Annotated in this window: 15 protein-coding genes; 12 read left to right on the top strand and 3 right to left on the bottom strand. The window is 44.4% G+C overall.

Going from position 1 to position 18,490, the window contains the following annotated elements:
• Positions 1-2,067 (bottom strand): cation:proton antiporter, encoded by a 2,067-nt coding sequence (locus HMPREF0999_RS00875; RefSeq protein ID WP_009274920.1) that lies wholly within the window; start codon positions 2,065-2,067, stop codon positions 1-3.
• A gap of 287 nt (positions 2,068-2,354) precedes the next feature.
• Here HMPREF0999_RS00875 and HMPREF0999_RS00880 point away from each other — a divergent pair, with 287 nt between their 5' ends.
• From HMPREF0999_RS00880 to HMPREF0999_RS00925, 11 genes are all read left to right on the top strand, one after another.
• Positions 2,355-3,644 carry a hypothetical protein gene (locus tag HMPREF0999_RS00880; RefSeq protein WP_008779584.1) on the top strand — a complete coding sequence of 430 codons (1,290 nt, stop codon included), beginning with the start codon at positions 2,355-2,357 and terminating at the stop codon, positions 3,642-3,644.
• 30 nt (positions 3,645-3,674) lie between these two features.
• Positions 3,675-5,285, top strand: a complete 1,611-nt coding sequence (locus tag HMPREF0999_RS00885; protein WP_008779585.1) for an OmpP1/FadL family transporter — start codon at positions 3,675-3,677, stop codon at positions 5,283-5,285.
• Positions 5,286-5,491: 206 nt separating this feature from the next.
• Positions 5,492-6,085, top strand: a complete 594-nt coding sequence (locus tag HMPREF0999_RS00890) for an RNA polymerase sigma factor (protein WP_005858157.1) — start codon at positions 5,492-5,494, stop codon at positions 6,083-6,085.
• Between the two features lie 75 nt (positions 6,086-6,160).
• On the top strand, positions 6,161-6,334 hold the full coding sequence (locus HMPREF0999_RS22585; protein ID WP_009274922.1) for a hypothetical protein: 174 nt from the start codon (positions 6,161-6,163) through the stop codon (positions 6,332-6,334).
• 78 nt (positions 6,335-6,412) lie between these two features.
• Positions 6,413-7,063 carry a ribulose-phosphate 3-epimerase gene (gene rpe / locus HMPREF0999_RS00895; RefSeq protein ID WP_005858155.1) on the top strand — a complete coding sequence of 217 codons (651 nt, stop codon included), beginning with the start codon at positions 6,413-6,415 and terminating at the stop codon, positions 7,061-7,063.
• A 32-nt stretch (positions 7,064-7,095) separates the two neighbouring features.
• A complete protein-coding gene (locus HMPREF0999_RS00900) occupies positions 7,096-8,382 on the top strand; it encodes a ComEC/Rec2 family competence protein (RefSeq protein WP_009274923.1) in 1,287 nt (428 codons plus the stop codon).
• Between the two features lie 38 nt (positions 8,383-8,420).
• On the top strand, positions 8,421-9,470 hold the full coding sequence (locus HMPREF0999_RS00905) for a DHH family phosphoesterase (protein ID WP_005866290.1): 1,050 nt from the start codon (positions 8,421-8,423) through the stop codon (positions 9,468-9,470).
• A gap of 52 nt (positions 9,471-9,522) precedes the next feature.
• Positions 9,523-10,098, top strand: coding sequence for a DUF4827 family protein (locus HMPREF0999_RS00910; RefSeq protein ID WP_009274924.1), 576 nt, complete (start codon positions 9,523-9,525; stop codon positions 10,096-10,098).
• Positions 10,095-11,483, top strand: a complete 1,389-nt coding sequence (gene glmM, locus HMPREF0999_RS00915) for a phosphoglucosamine mutase (protein WP_009274925.1) — start codon at positions 10,095-10,097, stop codon at positions 11,481-11,483. The genes HMPREF0999_RS00910 and glmM overlap by 4 nt, the downstream gene beginning before the upstream one ends.
• Positions 11,484-11,596: 113 nt before the next feature.
• On the top strand, positions 11,597-13,252 hold the full coding sequence (locus tag HMPREF0999_RS00920) for a DUF6377 domain-containing protein (protein WP_009274926.1): 1,656 nt from the start codon (positions 11,597-11,599) through the stop codon (positions 13,250-13,252).
• 149 nt (positions 13,253-13,401) lie between these two features.
• Positions 13,402-14,784: a DUF1080 domain-containing protein gene (locus HMPREF0999_RS00925; protein ID WP_009274927.1), complete on the top strand. Its 1,383-nt coding sequence runs from the start codon at positions 13,402-13,404 to the stop codon at positions 14,782-14,784.
• 342 nt (positions 14,785-15,126) lie between these two features.
• Here the strand turns inward: HMPREF0999_RS00925 and HMPREF0999_RS00930 are convergent, their stop codons facing one another.
• On the bottom strand, positions 15,127-15,618 hold the full coding sequence (locus HMPREF0999_RS00930) for an NUDIX hydrolase (RefSeq protein ID WP_009017132.1): 492 nt from the start codon (positions 15,616-15,618) through the stop codon (positions 15,127-15,129).
• A 3-nt stretch (positions 15,619-15,621) separates the two neighbouring features.
• Positions 15,622-17,715 carry a DNA topoisomerase 3 gene (locus HMPREF0999_RS00935; protein ID WP_009274928.1) on the bottom strand — a complete coding sequence of 698 codons (2,094 nt, stop codon included), beginning with the start codon at positions 17,713-17,715 and terminating at the stop codon, positions 15,622-15,624.
• 188 nt (positions 17,716-17,903) lie between these two features.
• Between HMPREF0999_RS00935 and HMPREF0999_RS00940 the strand changes: the two genes are divergently transcribed.
• Positions 17,904-18,482, top strand: coding sequence for an RNA polymerase sigma-70 factor (locus tag HMPREF0999_RS00940; RefSeq protein ID WP_009274929.1), 579 nt, complete (start codon positions 17,904-17,906; stop codon positions 18,480-18,482).
• Positions 18,483-18,490 lie beyond the last annotated feature (8 nt).

Below are 18,490 nucleotides of genomic sequence, written 5' to 3' on the forward strand. Positions count from 1 at the left end.
TTAAGTCAGATAGCGAGTACCCTCGTTCATGCCAGCCTGCACGGGATATGCCAATACGAAACTGTTTGCCTGGAAGTATTTGTTGAGGTACTTGGGGATACGGGCCATGGCGGGAGCGTAGGAAAGTCCTTCCTTGCGGCTAAGGATAATCCACATCGTGTCGTCCGGTTTTATATCCCGGAAAACGATCAGGAAGTCATCCCAGTCGTTGAATTCGATATAACTGGCTTCTCCGCTTTTCTTGGCTAATAATTTCTTTAAGGCATTCAAGGTCGCTTCCGAACCGTAAAAGACTGTCGCTGCACCTGTGTTCTGGGTCACGTTTCGTAACCGGAAGATGATTTGGTTGAAACCGATTTCTTTTTCGGCCAATTCCGGGATGATGATCAGATGCCGTCTAACGGTAGAGATGGGTTGTGCGGGCTTGTATATGAATGTACTTACACTACTTTCCGCCAATACACTTTCCACGATATGGCCTAGGAAGGCCGCCGGTATATCTTTTTCCTTGTGCAATCCCACTACCAGATCTGTGATCTCCCGCTCTTTTACCACGCTGGCGATAGCATTCGATACGCTTAAGTCATATCTTAATAAATCTTTCATCCGGGTATCCGTGGCGGCAGCCGTATTGACTGCGGTCTGTAGAACCCTGCGGGATTGTTTTAACGCTTTCTCGTCTGAATGATGGTTATCTATCACTTTTAGGGCAAACAAGCCGTTCTTGTTTTGGGGAGATTTGATCGCCAAGCTGAGGTTGACCAGCTCTTCCACGGTCTCTTCATTGCTGACTGGTATCAAGATATGCTCTGATTCTTTTTTGTTTTCCTCCTTATCGGATATATCTTGGGCCGCTATGTTATGAGCGCCTTTTTGGGCGGCGAAAGAGGCGATGGTGCAAGTGACAAGTATCATCAGGATCGTACCGTTCAACACGCTCTCATTTAATAACCGGATTGGTTCCCCATTAGCGTCTGTTCCGGTGATTACGTTATATCCGACCATCACGGCGGCCAATGTAGCGGCGGCTTGTGCGTTACTTAGGCCGAAAATAACGCTTCGCTGATCCGTGGACAGATGGAAAGTCTTTTGGGTCATCCAAGCGGCTATGTATTTGGCGGCCGTAGCTACGATAATCATGATAAGCCCAACTTTAATGGTCTCGAAACTGGTAAAGAACGTACGATAATCTATTAACATACCTACGCCCAACAAGAAGAATGGGATGAATATGGCATTTCCTACGAACTCTACACGATTCATCAAGGGTGAGCTTTGCGGGATAAGGCGATTTAGGGCTAGTCCGGATAAGAACGCCCCGATGATCGCCTCCATACCCGCTACCTGAGCTAGGAAAGATCCCAGAAATACCATCACCAGCACGAATATATACTGTGATATATTATCGTGTACATGCTTAAAGAACCAACGCCCAATGAAAGGGAAACCGAATAATACGATTAATGCGAATATCAAGATGGAAACGCCCAGACGAATCCAAAACATATCGTTGACCTGTCCGGTGGCCATGCCGACAATGATCGTTAGGACGAGCAATGCCAAGGTATCAGTGATCATCGTTCCTCCTACGGTGATACTGACAGCTTTGTTTTTGCTGATACCCAGTTTGCTGATAATCGGATAGGCGATCAATGTATGGGAGGCGAACATACTGGCGAGTAAAACGGAGGTCAATACGTTGAATCGCAGGACCCATATTCCGACAACCGTTCCTAGGATCATCGGAATGAGGAATGTGTACATGCCGAATACTAGGCTTTTCGTACTATTTCTCTTAAAGTCCGCCATATCGATTTCCAATCCGGCGAGAAACATGATATAAAGCAATCCCGCCGTCCCGGACAAGATAATGCTGCTATCCCGTAATACGAGATTAAAGCCGTGCGGTCCGATAATTGCGCCGGCAATGATCAGTCCAAGCAGGTGAGGGATTCTCAGCTTGTTTAATAAAAGGGGAGCGGCCAGGATAATTAAAAGAATCAAGAGAAATTTTAATACCGGGTCCGCTAAGGGCAATGTGAAATCTATTGTCGAGGCTAATACCATATGCGTAATTTTTTCGTTATAATTTGAAACAAAAATAATAAGAATTTGCGGAGATTGCAGCGTTTACGCCAACTTTGCATCTTCTTTTATAGATAACAATGAATGTGTGAGTTTTATAAGTTAAAGTATATGTAAATCTTGGGACATTAGCGTGAACCGATTATATTTGTACATACATTGCATTGAGTTTATTGTTATAAAACTAAAAAGCGTTTAAACCCTTTGCATAAAAGGGTGTCAAACATGAAAAGAGAAAAATATTTATTTAATGTAGAGGAGAAACAAATATGAAACCCATGAAATTAACATCTTTAGTGATGATGCTTCTGATCGCGTTTAGTGCCGCGGCTCAGGAGGAGTTCTTTGATGATGTGTATTTCTCTTCCAAAAACAAGAAAAAGAAAGAACAGGTTGAAGAGAAAAAGGTTGTTCAGCCGAAACAGGAGTCTAGGGCCCTGGTCGCTACAGCCAAGAGCCCAGCTTCTTCAGACAGCCGGGATGTGGATGAATATAACCGTCGTTATACATCAGTCGAGGTAGAGGAGCCTTATCGTGAGGATGATTCCGTTATCTATGAGGATAGCGATGAGAATGAGTCTTCTTCCGAGCGTCGTTCGGATACTGAATATACGGAACGTATCATTCGTTATCATTCGCCGAGTAAGATTACGATCGCCGGAGCGGATCAAGTCGATTTGTATCTGAGTGACGGATATTATGGTTACGGCTATGATACGGATTATTCGAACGGTAGCGCGAACGTGAATTTTAATATCAATGTCGGCAACGGCTGGGGCTCGCCTTGGTATACAGGTTGGTACGATCCTTGGTTCTATAGCTATAGCCCTTGGTGGACTTATTCATCTCGCTTCTACGGCCCGTCTTGGGGATTCGGCTGGGGCTGGGGAGGCTTTTATGCCGGCTATTATAGTCCGTGGTACGATCCATGGTATGGCCCGTCTTGGGGCTGGGGTGGAGGCTATTGGGGTGGCCATTGGGGACATCATCACCATTACTATCCCGGTTACTACTCGACTCCAAGTAGACATTATTCAAACGGACGTTCCTCTTATCGAGATAATCGCTCTTATGCGAGTGGCAGAGGTTCCGGTTATACAGGTGGGCGGAGCAGTGGCTCTTCTTCCTTGAGAAATTCAGGATCGACTACAAGACCTTCGTCTTCAAGTTCATTGAGCAATGGACGTGCGGGATCTACCCGTAGGGAATCTGCTATATCCTCTGGTGCGGGACGTCGTTCCTCTTCTTCTGTTAGAAATTCGGCAACGACAAGAAGTAGCTCGGGCATAAGTAATAGCTCGGCGAGAACAAGGATTTCCAGAAGTAGTTCTGGAGCCGCATCTTCTTCCGGACGTCAATATTCAGCTCCGGTAACACGTTCCTCTTCTAGGAGCAGTAGCGATTTCTCAAATAGTCGCTCTTCTTCCAGTCAATTTAGAAGTTCCTCTCCTTCTCGTAGTAGTTCGGTAGGTTCTTCTTCCGGTAGCTTCGGTGGAGGTCGTTCTAGTGGAGGCTCTGTTGGTGGCGGAGGTGGCCGTGCCGGTGGTGGTCGCAGGTAAAAGTGTTAGGTTGATAAAATTAGAGATACGATGAAAAGGATAGGAATTATAATGTCGGTGCTTGCCCTGTGTGGCGGCACCGCTTTTTCGCAGTCACAGTTGGATGCCTTTAAGTATTCCCAGACGGAGTTGAATGGTACGGCTCGTTATTTAGGAATGGGTGGTGCTTTTGGTGCGTTAGGTGGTGATATTTCCGCTATGAATACGAACCCGGCAGGCTTGGCGATTTATAAAAGCTCGGAGGTGGTTACGACATTGAGTTTGTCTTCGGCCTCGGCGAAGACCGATTGGCTTGGTTCGAAGGTGGATAACAGCCGTACGAAGGTGAGTTTCGATAATATCGCTTACGTAGGATATTTCCCGACAGCGAATGATGAGGGTATCGTGAGCTGGAACGTTGGTTTCTCTTATAATCGCTTGAAGAATTATAGCCGGAATTATACGATGGCTACAGGAGGTGATTTGAATACTTCTCTTTCTGATTATGTGGCCATGCGTGCGGCAGGAATGCCTAGCGGACTGTTAGGGGAGGATAAGGACTATAATCCTTATAACAATCAAGACTTGGGTGATTGGCTATCTATTCTAGGATACAATGCCGGTTATATGGATTCATATAACGATAATGATAAAGAGTATTATAGTGCGTTCGGAGATAATAATGCGGATGGGCAATGGAGTCCATATTTATTGCAAGGAGGTCAATTAAAAGTTTCAGAGCGAGGTTCCGTGGATCAATATGATTTGGCTTTCGGTATAAATATATCGGAACTTGTGATGCTTGGCGCTACGGTTGCGATTACGGATCTGAACTATCGATATCAGTCATCGTATGATGAGGAATTTACGAACGGCAATAATTTATACTTAGATAATTACTTGGATACGGATGGTACCGGGTATTCATTTAATGTGGGTGCTATCGTCCGTCCCGCCGATTTTCTTCGCTTGGGTGTGGCTTATAATTCACCTACGTGGTATAAGATGACAGATCGTTATTATGGTGAGGCCGGTTCTTATCTGACCTTTATGGATAAAGGGGAGATGAAAGAGCGTAAACTAGATGCCGCTACCCCTAATAATGCTTATTATGACTATGAATTCCGTTCTCCGGATAAATGGATCTTTAGTGCCGCCGCTATCTTGGGTACGACCGCTTTGATAAGCGTTGATTACGAGTTGATGAATTATAAGAATATGCGTATGTATCAAACGGATGGTAGCAGTAACGTGTATACTAACCAAGATATAACGGATAATTTCAAGTCAATGAATACGATCCGTGTAGGTGCGGAGGTAAAGGTTACTCCTCAATTTGCCGTAAGAGCAGGTGTCGCCTACAGCGATAGTCCGATCAAGGATAAACTGAAGAATGGAGAGAAAGAGGTCTTTACGGTTGGTACGATTCCTAATTATACGATCGATAAAGGGGTCATGAATTATACGGTAGGTATCGGTTATCGCTTCACCCCGAACTTCTATACGGACTTGGCTTGTGTATTCCGTACGCATAAGGAAGATGTTTATGCGTTCTCTAATATGTTTGCGGGAGATGATCCGAAACCATTCCTCGAAGCCCAACCCGCCACGATGAAAACAAACACGACTCGTGTAGCTTTGACATTGGGATACAAGTTCTAATATACATATATTTTAGATCAGTAAAGTCCCCTGTTCGTACGTTAAAGGTGCGGGCAGGGGACATTCTTTTTATAATTTGAAATAAAATGTTTGTTGGTTTAAAATATTTTTCGTTCTTTTGCTTCCATAAATAACATTGTATAACAGTTAAAACCCCATCGCCTATAGCATAAACATTACTCGAATAAACTAAAAATGTGAAAGTAATGAAGACTTTAAAAATGATGACCGACGAGGAATTGGTTGTCCTTTATGCAGAAGGTAATAATGCCGCTTTCGATATTTTATTAAATCGATACAAAAGTAGCATTCATTCTTACATTTATTTCATAGTACGTAACAAAGAGCTTACGGAGGATATCTTTCAAGAGACCTTCGTGAAGGTTATCATGACTATAAAACAAGGTCGCTATACTGAGAACGGCAAGTTTAAGGCATGGATTACTCGTATTGCCCATAACTTGATTATCGATAATTTCCGTCAAGAACGTTGCGAAAACACGATCTCGAATGATGAGGTAGAAATCGACTTATTTAATAATATCAAGCTTTGCGATGGTACGATAGAGGATAATATCGTGCGCCATCAAGTATTGTCTGACGTGAAGAAATTGGTAAAGCATTTGCCGGATAACCAGCGTGAAGTGTTGGAGATGCGTTACTATCAAGACCTTAGTTTTAAGGAAATCGCCGATATCACGGGGGTTAGCATCAATACGGCCTTAGGGCGTATGCGTTACGCTATCTTGAATATGCGTCGTATGGCCGATGAGAACCGTATCGAGCTATCTATGGTGTAAAATAATTTTCTTTCCATGCAATAAGTCTTAGGTCCCTACGTTTTATTAGCAAACAAGATAAAAATAGAGGTGCCTATGAGGAAGCTTTCTACGCAATGCATGGATGATTTGGAGAAAAAAGTGAAAAGTGCCCCGGAGGCGAAAAGTTCGCCTCGGAAGCAAACGATGGATTTCTTGAAACAGTTTGCGAGGGCTTATCAAGCGGAACCGGCTGTACATCCGGAGCTCTGCGGGTATGTGTTGAACTAAGAATTACGGAAAGAGAATCTATATTATTAGGTTCTCTTTCTTTTTTTGTGTACTTTTGTAAAAACAAAAGACAAGATTATGAAGCATTTGATAGCGCCTTCCCTGCTTTCCGCTAATTTTCTGGATTTGCGGAAGGAGATGGAGATGATAAATAAAAGTGACGCCGATTGGTTGCATCTGGATATTATGGATGGGGTATTCGTGCCGAATATCTCGTTTGGTTTCCCGGTACTTAACGCATTAAAGCCTATATGCCAGAAGCCGATGGATGTGCACTTGATGATCGTGGAGCCCCAGAAGTTTATCCCCGAAGTGGCGGCTACGGGAGCCTATATGATGAACGTGCATTATGAGGCATGTACCCATTTGCATCGGACGGTAGCGGCTATTAAGGAAACGGGCATGAAAGCGGGTGTCACCTTGAATCCGCATACGCCCATCTGCTTATTAGAAGATATTATCCAAGATGTGGATATGGTTTTATTGATGTCCGTGAATCCGGGATTTGGTGGTCAACGTTTCATTGAGCATTCCGTAGATAAGGTGGCTCGTTTACGAGAAATGATAGACCGGAAGGGATTGAGTACTATGATCGAGGTAGATGGCGGGGTGAATTTAGAGACGGGGAAGCGCTTGGTTGACGCCGGTGCCAATGTGTTAGTCGCCGGTAACTTCGTATTCAAATCTCCAGATCCGATACAAACAATTAAAGACTTGAAAGCTTTGTAGAACACATTAATATATCACAAAACCTAACTATCATGATTGAGGAAATACAAAAGCGGCCTTTTGTACGGCCGCTTTTTTTATGGATAACCGGAATTTTATGCTATGCGTTTTTACCTGCCTCTTCGCTCCTATATGTTTTAGGGGTTTTATCTGCTTTGGTTTTTCTTTTTTTGGGGTTCTCGTGGGGGCAAGGGCATGCTGAGTTGCAATACGATTCCCGTTGGATATGGGGAGCTATAGTCTCCGTTTTGATTGTATGTTTGGCGGTTGAGGTCTGTTGGTATAGTGACCGGCGTATAGCGCTTGTAAATGAGCCTGCTTCTTCTTTAGATTTATTGGCTACCAAGGCTCAATATTCTTTGGTAAATACATTTGATCGTTTGCGTTTATCTGATGAGGAGAAATCTATTTTGGCTACATTGACATTGGGATATAAGAAAGCGATGAGCCGGGATACGAAAAGGCGCTTCTCTTTGGCGGGCGTGTCTCATATATTAGCGGTGAGCGGTTTTCATGTTGCCGTGATTTGTGGATTCTTATCTTTCTTTTGCTCGTTTATGCCTAGATGGGGGATAGGACGTTGGATTCGTTATATCATTCTGGTGGGAAGTCTTTGGGGGTTTGTCTTTATCACAGGATTAGCGCCCTCGGCGGTACGGGCAGCCTTGATGCTATCTTTATATTTAACAGGAAGGGCGCTTAGGCGTGTTACGGATGGATATAATACATTGGCCGCCGCCGCTTTCTGTATGCTGGCCTATAATCCGTATTATCTGTTTGATGTCGGTTTTCAGTTAAGCTATTTGGCTGTGTTTTTTATTTTATTCCTAGTGCCTCGTTTCAAGGAATGGATAGTGGTGAGAAATCCTTTGTTGGCCATGCCTTGGGAATGGATTACGGTGTCTATTGCTGCACAGATAGGTACTGCTTTGCTCTGTTTTTATTATTTTGGACAATTTTCGACAGTTTTCTTGTTTACGAATCTACCGGTCACTCTCTTGGCTATGTTTTTGATTCCTTTTGCCTTTTTGTGGTTAGGCTATCCGGTGGATTTCTATGGATATGACTGGATACAGAAGATCGTAGAAGGGCTGGTTCATGGCATGGTAAGGGTAGTGGACGTGTTTAGCGTTATGCCTTATGCGACGATTACGGGTCGTTTTAGCTTCTTTGAGATGCTAGGAGGTTATGGGTTTCTTGTTTTATGCTTGATATATATGAAGATACGGGAACCAAAAGTTTTGTTAGCCGCCTTAACCCTTTTGTTAATAATATCAGTAAAGATCCTTATTGAACTTTTTTTGATAGCCGGAAACTAAAAAAGTCGTACCTTTGGAGGTGAAAACAAAAAGATTATATGATCACTAAAATCATTCAAGAAGAGAAGATTCAGAAAGCCAAAAAATACGTAGAGAAAGGCGAGAGTTTTGTTATCGTGACGCATGTCTCACCAGACGGCGACGCATTAGGTTCATCCCTTGGTTTATATCATTTCCTATCCGCTTACGGTAAGGATAATGTAGCGGTAGTGGTACCGAATGCATTTCCCTCTTTTTATAGATGGATGCCGGGCGCTAAGGATGTCGTGATACATGAGAAATATCCGGATTTCGCCGAGAAATTGATCAAGGAAGCGGATGTTATTTTCTGCCTCGATTTCAATGAACCCAAACGTATCGAGAAACTGGCTCCGGCGGTGATCGCCTCAGAAGGCCGCAAGGTGATGATTGATCATCATTTGAACCCCGCGGATTTTTGCCGTGTGACGATGTCGTATCCGGAGATGTCTTCTACCAGTGAGATGATTTTCCGTTTTATTTGTCGTATGGGGATGTTCGATTTATTGAATCGGGATGCCGCCGCTTGTATCTATACGGGTATGATGACGGATACGGGATCGTTCACCTATAATTCGAATAAACCGGAGATTTATACGATCGTCAGCGAATTGATCAAGAAGGGGATTGATAAGGATTTGATCTATCGTAAGGTGAATCAGGTCTATTCCGAGTGTCGTTTACGTATGATGGGATATGTGTTGTATGAGAAGATGAGGGTCTATCCGGAACAACAGGCGGCTCTTATCACGTTATCGAAAGAGGAACTGGATCGTTTTCAGTACCAGACTGGAGATACGGAAGGTTTCGTGAACTTGCCGTTAAGCATAGAGAACGTAAGCTTTAGTGTCTTTATTCGTGAGGACAGCGATTACATAAAGGTATCGCTTCGCTCCGTGGGCGATTTTCCTTGCAATCAGTTTGCTTCTACTTATTTCAACGGAGGTGGACATAAAAATGCGTCCGGAGGTGAGTTCTATGGCTCTTTATCTGAGGCCGTAGCCGTGTTTGAGAAAGGTTTACAGGAATTTAATCCTAATAAATCAGAAGATTTAGGCAAACATGCGTAAGGTTTGACGAAGATTATTTACATTTGCGATTCATTCAATTAAAGACTAACAAATGAAGAAAGGTTTTAATATCCTGTTGATTCTGTGTGCCGCATTAGTTGCTATCTCTTGTAGCAAGACAAAGTCGTACACGGATATGTTGAAAGATGAGAAAAAGGCAATCAATCGATTGATTGATGAGAATGATTTTGAGATTCTGAAAGATTTTCCGGAGGATAGTGTGTTTAAGGAAAATCAGTTTGTCGAATTGGAGAATGGTACATATCTGAATATAATTGAAAAGGGTACAAGCCAAAGAGCTGTTCAGTACAAGACAAAGATTCTATACAGATGTAATGTTTCCTATCCGATGGATTCTGCTTATATAAATAGTACTCCTTATTACATCCAGAACTATGGTCCCCATAGTAACGGAACTAGTCCTTGGGAGTTTACATATGGAGATTATGCCAGTCAAGCCAATCCGTATTTAGTGAGTGAAGGATTGCAAGAGCCTTTAAAGTACGTCGGAGATCGGGCTAAGGTAAAACTTATAGTCCCGTTTAAGCGAGGTACTTATAACGACCAATCAAACGGTGAGCCTGCTTATTACGAAATTCTAGAATATATATTTGAAGAAAACTTATGACACTAATTAAATCTATTTCCGGTATTCGCGGTACAATAGGCGGTAGCCCGGAAGACGGATTGAATCCGTTAGCTATTGTTAAGTTTGTAGCCGCTTATGCTACATTCATCCGAAAAAACACAAAAGTGGAGACCAATAAGATCGTTGTAGGGCGTGACGCACGTATCTCCGGTCCGATGGTAAAACAAGTCGTCCTAGGAACGCTTACCGGTATGGGATTTGATGTGGTGGATATCGATCTGGCCACGACCCCGACAACCGAGTTAGCCGTAGCTATGGAAGGGGCTTGCGGAGGTATAATCCTTACCGCCAGTCATAATCCGAAGCAATGGAATGCCTTGAAGCTTTTGAATGAGAAAGGTGAGTTCTTGAATGCCGCTGAGGGGGCTGAGGTATTACGTATCGCCGCTGCCGAGGACTTCGAGTTCGCCGACGTGGATCATTTGGGCAAGGTAATCCCGAATACGACTTATAAGCAAAAACATATCGAGAGCGTCTTGAATCTGGATCTCGTGGACGTGGAGGCTATTAAGGCCGCTAATTTCCGTGTAGCTATCGATTGCGTGAACTCCGTAGGCGGTATCGTGATCCCTGATTTATTATATGCGTTGGGCGTGAAGGAAATCTTCAAGCTGCATTGCGCTCCTCATGGAAACTTCTCTCATAATCCGGAACCCATTCCGGAAAACTTGACAGAGATCTCCGATTTGATGGGACATGCGAAAGCGGATGTCGGTTTCGTAGTAGATCCGGACGTAGACCGTTTGGCGATTATCTGCGAGAATGGCGAGATGTTCAACGAGGAATACACCTTGGTCGCTGTCAGTGATTACGTATTAAGCCATACTCCGGGTAATACGGTAAGTAACCTGAGCTCCAGCCGTGCGCTTCGCGACGTTACCCGTGCTCATGGCTGCGAATATAATGCCGCCGCTGTAGGCGAGGTGAATGTGGTTGCCAAGATGAAGGCTACGAATGCCGTGATCGGTGGTGAGGGCAACGGTGGAGTGATCTATCCGGCCAGCCATTACGGACGCGACGCTTTGGTAGGTATCGCCTTGTTCCTGACTCATCTGGCAAAGAAGAAGATGAAGACGAGCGAGTTGAAGGCTTCCTATCCTCCGTATTTTATCTCCAAGCAAAAAGTCCAGTTAACGCCGGAGATCGACGTGGACGCTATCTTAGCGAAAGTAAAAGAGAAGTTCTCTCAATATGATATTACGGATATCGACGGAGTGAAGATCGATTTCCCGGATAAATGGGTTCATTTGCGTAAAAGCAATACGGAACCGATCATCCGTATCTACTCTGAGGCCCATACGATGGAGGAAGCCGAGGAATTAGGCGGTCAATTAATACAGATCATCAACGAGATGTGTAAATAACACCCTTTCGGGGCGTTTTAAAATATTGGGTTCAGTCTTCAGCCGAGGTAAGCTATTTATGCTCTGTTGATTTGACTGAACCCTTTTCTTTTGGATAATTCTCGGTTCGTGTAATGAATAAACTAATAAAGGTAATCTTATTTCTAATTGTCGGGATGGTTCAAGCCTTCGCATGGGGAGGGCTGAGAGGGGACACGTTGGCCAAGGAGCTGGATGAAGCTGTCTTGAATAGATCTTTTTATCTGCAGCAACGGGAGCAACGGATCACGCAGCTAAAGGACATGTTTCTCTTGAGCAAGATATCGTTGTGGCAGGAATATGAGATCAACCACCAATTATACGAGGAATTCAAGAAAATACAACAAGACTCGGCCATCTATTACATAAAGCGGAATATGGAGATAGCGTCATTTATGAAGGATACGGCACGCATCTATACTTCCCGCTTACGACTGGCTACGCTTTATGCTTTCTCCGGGATGTACCGTGAGTCGGAAAGTCTGTTGCGAAGCATAGACCGTGAATTGCTGTCTAAAGAGCAGAAACAGGATTTCTATGAGGCTTATTATTCGTTTTTCTCTTATTACAGTACGAATCTGGATTCTTTTGAATATAGGAAACAACTTGATTTATACAAGGATTCGTTATTGTCTGTCTTAGATACGGTCTCTTATCGGTATAAGATAAATCTGGCGCAGAAATATCTGGCTCACGGACAGGCGAGGTCTGCGGAGAAGGTGCTCATCCCTTTATTGGAGAAAGAGGAGCGGTATAACCCGAATTTCGCGATGATCACTTATCTGCTGGGAGATGTTTATGATATGGATGGGCGTACCGATCTCGCCCGAGACTATTATACCTTGTCGGTTATCGCCGATATCAAGAGGGCCTTCTTGGATAGTGGTTCTATCCAAAAGCTGGCGTTGAATTATTATGAAAGTGGTGATCTATCCAATGCCCTTAAATATGCGCAGCTAGCTATAGAAGGTGCCGTTACTTGCAATATACAGTTCCGCATGAATGAGATATCTAAATTCTATCCTATCATTAATGCTTCCTATCAGACACGGGAAGCTCAGGGCAAAAGGCAATTGATGACTTATTTCTTGTCGATCAGCCTATTGACGCTCTTTCTGATCCTTTCTCTTGCCTATGTGTATAGGCAGATGCGGAAGATCTCAGCGATACGAGAAGAGTTGGTTAATACCAATGCCCGTTTGGTAAAGTTGAATAGAGAGATAAGCGAGACGAATGATTTATTGCAAGAGCGAAATATACAGCTATCGGAGTCAAACCATATCAAGGAGGAATACATCGCTCATTTCCTCGATCTCTGCTCCACCTATATTAATAAACTGGAGGATTACCAGAAATCGCTACAGAAGAAGGCGATGAATAAACAGTTGGACGAGTTATTCAAGATGCTCCGTTCGACCCGTATGGTGGAGAATGAGGTGGAAGCGCTTTATGTTAACTTCGATCGAATCTTTCTTGGATTATATCCTACGTTTGTCAAGGACTTCAACGCTTTGTTGCAGCCCGAGGAACGTATCGTTTTGAAATCGGAGGATCTGTTGAATAAGGAACTTCGTATATTCGCCTTGATGCGGTTGGGGGTTACGGACAGCGTAAGGATAGCCGCTTTTCTTCGTTGCTCGTTGAGTACGATCTATAACTACCGGACCAAGGTACGTAATAAGGCGTTAGTGCCTCGTGATGAGTTTGAAGGTTGGGTGATGAGGATCGGGATTAACCGGAATCCGTTATAATCAATCTACATTTTTTAGGATGGTGATCTTTATTAACTGATTTGTATTTAATAGGATAGCGGATCATACTGTCTACATTTTTATATCAATCTTCTTTTTGCTTCTTATTCCCGGATACATTTGCGGCATAACTTTTAAAAAGAGATGCCATGAAGATTAAATTAATGATTGCCGTCGTGATCGCCTGTTTGGTGTTCACGGGATTTACGAAAGAGAACGTATCCGATACGGTCGATCACAACGCATGGAAGACATCCGGCGTCGTGGTCATACAAAATGATGTCTTTACGTTGGCCGGTTCCAACGCCCGTGCTTTGTTGAACGATGGCAAAGGCTATACGAACTTCGAGTTAGATATGGATGTACGTACCACGACCGGTGGCAAAGGTTATATTGGTATCCATACGGACGCTACGGATCGTAAAGGATACCGTATCGCCTTGAACAACGATCGGGAAGATCCGGTTTGGTGGCGGATGACGGGTAGCTTGGTGTCGGTCCGGAACCTGACGAAGAGTTTCGTGAAAGAGAACGAATGGTTCAAGATGAATATCCGGGTAGAAGGACGGCTTGTCCGGGTGCGGATTAATGGTGAGACTGTCGTAGAATATATAGAGCCTTCCAAACCTTTCCGTTTGAAGGAGAACGCTAAAGCATTGTTATCCCAAGGTACTATCTCGCTGGTGGGTACGGGACGTGGAAATCTTCAGTTTAAGAATATCTCTTTAGAGGCGTTCAGCGCGAAAGGAATAGACATTCCCGCTCAATGGGCGAATGCCGTGGATGAGCAGACGGACGAGATTATTCGTTTGCACCAAGAGGACTTCCCCGTGCTTGATTATCATGTTCATTTAAAAGGTGGATTGACGAAGGAAGTAGCCGCACGGCAGTCACGCCAGACGGGTGTTAATTATGGCTTGGCTATCAATTGTGGCATCGGCTTCTCGATCACGAACGATACGGAGTTGTATAATTATCTGGATACCATGCGTACCCAACCCTTTATCTTGGCTATGCAAGCGGAAGGACGTGAGTGGGTAACAACCTTTTCGGAGGCGGCCCGCAACAGCTTTGACTATGTGTTTACCGATGCCATGACGTTTCTGGATCATAAGGGGCGGCGTACGCACCTATGGGTAAACAAGGAAGTGATTATCGATGATGAGCAAGCATATATGGATATGATGTTGGACCGTATCTGTTCTGTCTTGGAAGAGCCGGTCGATATGTACGTGAATTCCTGTTTCCTTCCCGATGCGATGAGTGACCGATATGATATGTTTTGGACAGAAGAGCGTATCGACCGTTTCGTGAATGCCTTGGCAAAAAGCGGAAAGGCTTTGGAGATAAACGAGCTTTATCATATTCCGAATAAAGCGATCATTCAGAAAGCGAAAGCCGCGGGTGTAAAGTTCACGTTCGGTTCCAACAATATCACGCCGGAGGTAGGAACGCTCGATTATTGCATCCGTATGAAAAAGGAATGCGGTTTGACGGCGCAAGATATGTATAAACCACACATTAATATATAAGATTAGTTTTAAGGTCTGAACAAACATTAGATTTAAGGTAGAGGTATTAGTGCTTTAGGCAAAGATTGTTAGGTTTCGAGGTAAGATACATATGGAGTTACAGTTATAATATAATAGGTCGATTACTATAGGACAAAACATCTTATTTACTATATATAAAGATAATCATATATAGTTACATTCCACAAACCACGACGTGAACCGTACAGACCACGACGTGAATTATACAAACCATGCTGTGGTCTGTACGGTTCACGCCGTAGTTTGTAGAATGTAACTGTATCTTACGAAGAATGAACAGGCTCTTGAATAACTATTTTAGCTGAAGTGTAGCGTTTTATCTTATAGGAAAATAGCGGTGAATTCCTTTTCGAAATTCGGGGTGAATGCGCCTTTCCCCAGATTCTCTTTGATCTCCTCGATCGGCCAGAAACGTCCTCCGTCCAGTTCCTCGGGATCGGGGGTGATGGGGCCATCGTAAGTGGTCCGGAAGCTGTTTACCAATTCCTTCTCTATGGAAGACTCGAATATATAACGTTTGATGAAGACAGGCGTAAAATCAGTAATGCCCAATTCCTCACGAACCTCACGGCGCAGGGCCTCTTCCACGCTTTCTCCATAATCAATATGCCCACCTACGGCCGTGTCCCACTTTCCCGGTTGTATATCCTTGTTCATGGAACGTTTTTGGAGATATAGATCTCCATCCTTATTAAAGATATGTAAATGGATTACGGGATGTAGCAACTTCCTTCCGCTATGACATTCCTTGCGAGTAGCCTTTCCGATCGTCTCACCTTCCTCGTTTACCAGAGGAAACCATTCTGTTCTCATATTTTAAATAGACTTTAATTTACTGATAACCGTACCTAACTCCTCATCCGTTAAATTATTTCCATACGTAGCGTAATCCAAGCGGAACGTACATCCATTCTTGTATTCAGAGCAGCCATAAGCGGTTTTGCCCCGGAGGATAGAGCCTTTGTGACAGATGGGGCAAACGGGCTTATCCGTTGATGGAAGCTCCAATTCGGGAGTAGCCTCTGCTTTCTCTTTCTTGGCACGAGGCTTACGAGGTTTCTTTTCCTTTTTCTCCTTGGGTTCGTCTTTGGGAGTTTCTTTAGCTGCTTTAGACGTATCCTCAATCGTAATCGTTCGCCGGGTTTGGTCGGAAAGGACGTTTATGACGACCTCGTTTACCATCTGCTTCAACTCATCCAGAAAAGTACGGGCCTCATAAGTCCCTCGTTCAATCTGGCGTAGTTTCTTTTCCCAAAGCCCCGTCAACTCTGCGCTTTTCAGCAGTTCCTCATGGATCGTGCCGATCAATTCCGCACCGGTAGCGGTGGGATAAAGATTCTTACGTTCCTTTCGTATATAATTACGCTTAAATAAAGTCTCGATGATCGCCGCACGGGTAGAAGGACGGCCGATACCGTTTTCCTTTAAGGCATCCCGCAGCTCGTCATTATCCACTAATTTACCGGCGGTTTCCATCGCCCGCAATAAAGTAGCTTCCGTATAAGGTTTCGGAGGCTGGGTCCAAGTCTCTTTCAAGATCGGTTTATGCGGGCCACTTTCTCCTTTCACGAAATCGGGCAATACGCCTTCTTCCTCGGTGGGTTCAGCCTCCGGATCTTTCTGCTCGGCTCCGAATACGACACGCCAACCCGGTTTGAGGATTTGCTTTCCAGTCACCTTGAATTCTACCTTATCCACTTGACCTAAGACCGTAGTGGTCGATATCTCGCAATCCGGATAAAAGGCGGCGATAAAACGACGGGCTACCAAATCGTACACCTTCCGTTCCGTATCCGTAAGATTGCGGGCGGGGACTCCGGTAGGGATGATCGCATGGTGATCGGTAACCTTCGAGTTGTCAAACACTTTCTTGCTTTTCGGCAATTTCTGATTCATCAAAGGAGCGGTAAGCTCCGTATAATCCACCAACCCTTTCAAGGTATTGGGAACTTTCGGATAGATATCATCACTAAGGAAAGTCGTGTCTACACGTGGGTAGGTTGTCACCTTCTTCTCGTAGAGCGATTGGATCAACTTTAGCGTATCGTCCGCCGTAAACGCGAATTTCTTATTACATTCCACCTGCAACGAGGTCAAGTCGAATAGGCGGGGGGCGAATTCCTTCCCTTTCTTCTCGGTGATACTGGTAACAGTAAAATCCTGTTCCTTTACCTTCTCCAGAAAAGCCTCGCCTTCCTCTTTCTTCGTGAACTTACCTTTCGTGGTGGAGAAAGTCGTATTCCTGTAAATGGTCTTTAATTCCCAATAGGGTTCCGGCTTGAAATTGTCGATCTCGGCTTGCCGGTTTACGATCAAGGCGAGCGTTGGGGTTTGCACACGGCCGATCGATAATACCTGCCGGTTCTGCCCGTAGCGCAAGGTATAAAGGCGGGTGGCGTTCATCCCCAGCAACCAGTCGCCGATGGCACGGGATAGCCCGGCCTCATATAACTTATTGAATTCCGTCTGTTCTTTGAGTTTTTGGAAACCTTCCCGGATCGCCTCCTCCGTAAGCGAGGAGATCCAAAGGCGGTAGACCGGGCATTTACAACCTGCCTTTTGCATGACCCAGCGTTGGATCAGCTCTCCCTCTTGGCCGGCATCACCGCAGTTAATGACCATCTCGGCATTTTGCATCAGGCTCTCGATTACCTTGAATTGTTGCTCATACGTAGGATTCTCGATTAGTTTGATACCGAACCGGGGAGGGATCATAGGTAGTGACCCCAGACTCCAGCGTTTCCAGTTCTCCGCGTATTCATGCGGTTCTTTCAGGGTACACAAATGCCCGAATGTCCAAGTTACCTGATATCCGTTTCCTTCGATATACCCATTCATTCGTTGGGTTGCCCCTAATACTTCCGCGATTTCCCGGGCCACACTCGGCTTTTCGGCGATACAAACTTTCATCAATACATCATCCTTTCTTAAATGAACAGACAAAAATACATGATTATTTCCGAATGAGCAAAGATGTTTGTTATCGTGAGTTTATAAAGCTGTATGATGGAGTTGCTGATTTTGGTTCAATTTGTTTTTACCTTTGGGAATTTTGCATACATTTGAACCTCTGTAATCGAAGTGGGAGAATAAGTCGAATGGCAGACATTGATTCAGAGAAAGAAAGAAGGCTTGTGGCGGACTTGCTAGAAGGGGACGAGTCGGCCTTTTGTGAATTATATGCCCTGTATAAGGATCGCTTGATGTGGTTTTCCTTGAAATTCCTTAAATCCCGGGATATGGCGGAAGATGTTTTTCAGGATGCTTTCGCCTCTATTTGGCAGAATCGCCGTTTCTTGAACCCGAATGTACCTTTTGGCCCGTATGTGTATACGATCGTGAAAAATCGGATCTTAAACCTGTTGGCGGGACTGGATCGTGAGTTGGAGCTGAGGGATAAGATACGGTCCGCCTCATTGGATAGCACGAACGAGACGGAGGACTCGGTATTGGATACGGATTTAAATGCATTGTTGGATAAGGCGCTTGAAACGTTGACCCCACAACAAAAAAGGGTTTTTGATATGAGCCGTAAAGATATGAAATCCCATAAGGAGATAGCCGACAGTTTGGGTATCTCGGTATATACGGTACAACAACATATCTCTACGGCCTTGAAAGTGATTCGGGCGTTTCTGGCTAAATATGCGGAGACTTATATGGAGCTACTGCTCTAAATGCATCT

It is taken from the genome of Parabacteroides sp. D25 (genome assembly GCF_000307475.1).
Lineage (GTDB): Bacteria > Bacteroidota > Bacteroidia > Bacteroidales > Tannerellaceae > Parabacteroides > Parabacteroides distasonis.

Excerpts from the sequence above, each read along its gene's own strand:
- HMPREF0999_RS00875 (WP_009274920.1), bottom strand. The coding sequence starts at position 2,067 with ATGGTATTAGCCTCGACAATAGATTTCACATTGCCCTTAGCGGACCCG.
- HMPREF0999_RS00925 (WP_009274927.1), top strand. The coding sequence starts at position 13,402 with ATGAAGATTAAATTAATGATTGCCGTCGTGATCGCCTGTTTGGTGTTC.
- HMPREF0999_RS00935 (WP_009274928.1), bottom strand. The coding sequence starts at position 17,715 with ATGAAAGTTTGTATCGCCGAAAAGCCGAGTGTGGCCCGGGAAATCGCG.
- HMPREF0999_RS00930 (WP_009017132.1), bottom strand. The coding sequence starts at position 15,618 with ATGAGAACAGAATGGTTTCCTCTGGTAAACGAGGAAGGTGAGACGATC.
- glmM (WP_009274925.1), top strand. The coding sequence starts at position 10,095 with ATGACACTAATTAAATCTATTTCCGGTATTCGCGGTACAATAGGCGGT.
- HMPREF0999_RS22585 (WP_009274922.1), top strand. The coding sequence starts at position 6,161 with ATGAGGAAGCTTTCTACGCAATGCATGGATGATTTGGAGAAAAAAGTG.
- HMPREF0999_RS00890 (WP_005858157.1), top strand. The coding sequence starts at position 5,492 with ATGAAGACTTTAAAAATGATGACCGACGAGGAATTGGTTGTCCTTTAT.
- HMPREF0999_RS00900 (WP_009274923.1), top strand. The coding sequence starts at position 7,096 with ATGATTGAGGAAATACAAAAGCGGCCTTTTGTACGGCCGCTTTTTTTA.
- HMPREF0999_RS00940 (WP_009274929.1), top strand. The coding sequence starts at position 17,904 with ATGGCAGACATTGATTCAGAGAAAGAAAGAAGGCTTGTGGCGGACTTG.
- HMPREF0999_RS00880 (WP_008779584.1), top strand. The coding sequence starts at position 2,355 with ATGAAACCCATGAAATTAACATCTTTAGTGATGATGCTTCTGATCGCG.
- HMPREF0999_RS00910 (WP_009274924.1), top strand. The coding sequence starts at position 9,523 with ATGAAGAAAGGTTTTAATATCCTGTTGATTCTGTGTGCCGCATTAGTT.
- HMPREF0999_RS00920 (WP_009274926.1), top strand. The coding sequence starts at position 11,597 with ATGAATAAACTAATAAAGGTAATCTTATTTCTAATTGTCGGGATGGTT.
- rpe (WP_005858155.1), top strand. The coding sequence starts at position 6,413 with ATGAAGCATTTGATAGCGCCTTCCCTGCTTTCCGCTAATTTTCTGGAT.
- HMPREF0999_RS00905 (WP_005866290.1), top strand. The coding sequence starts at position 8,421 with ATGATCACTAAAATCATTCAAGAAGAGAAGATTCAGAAAGCCAAAAAA.
- HMPREF0999_RS00885 (WP_008779585.1), top strand. The coding sequence starts at position 3,675 with ATGAAAAGGATAGGAATTATAATGTCGGTGCTTGCCCTGTGTGGCGGC.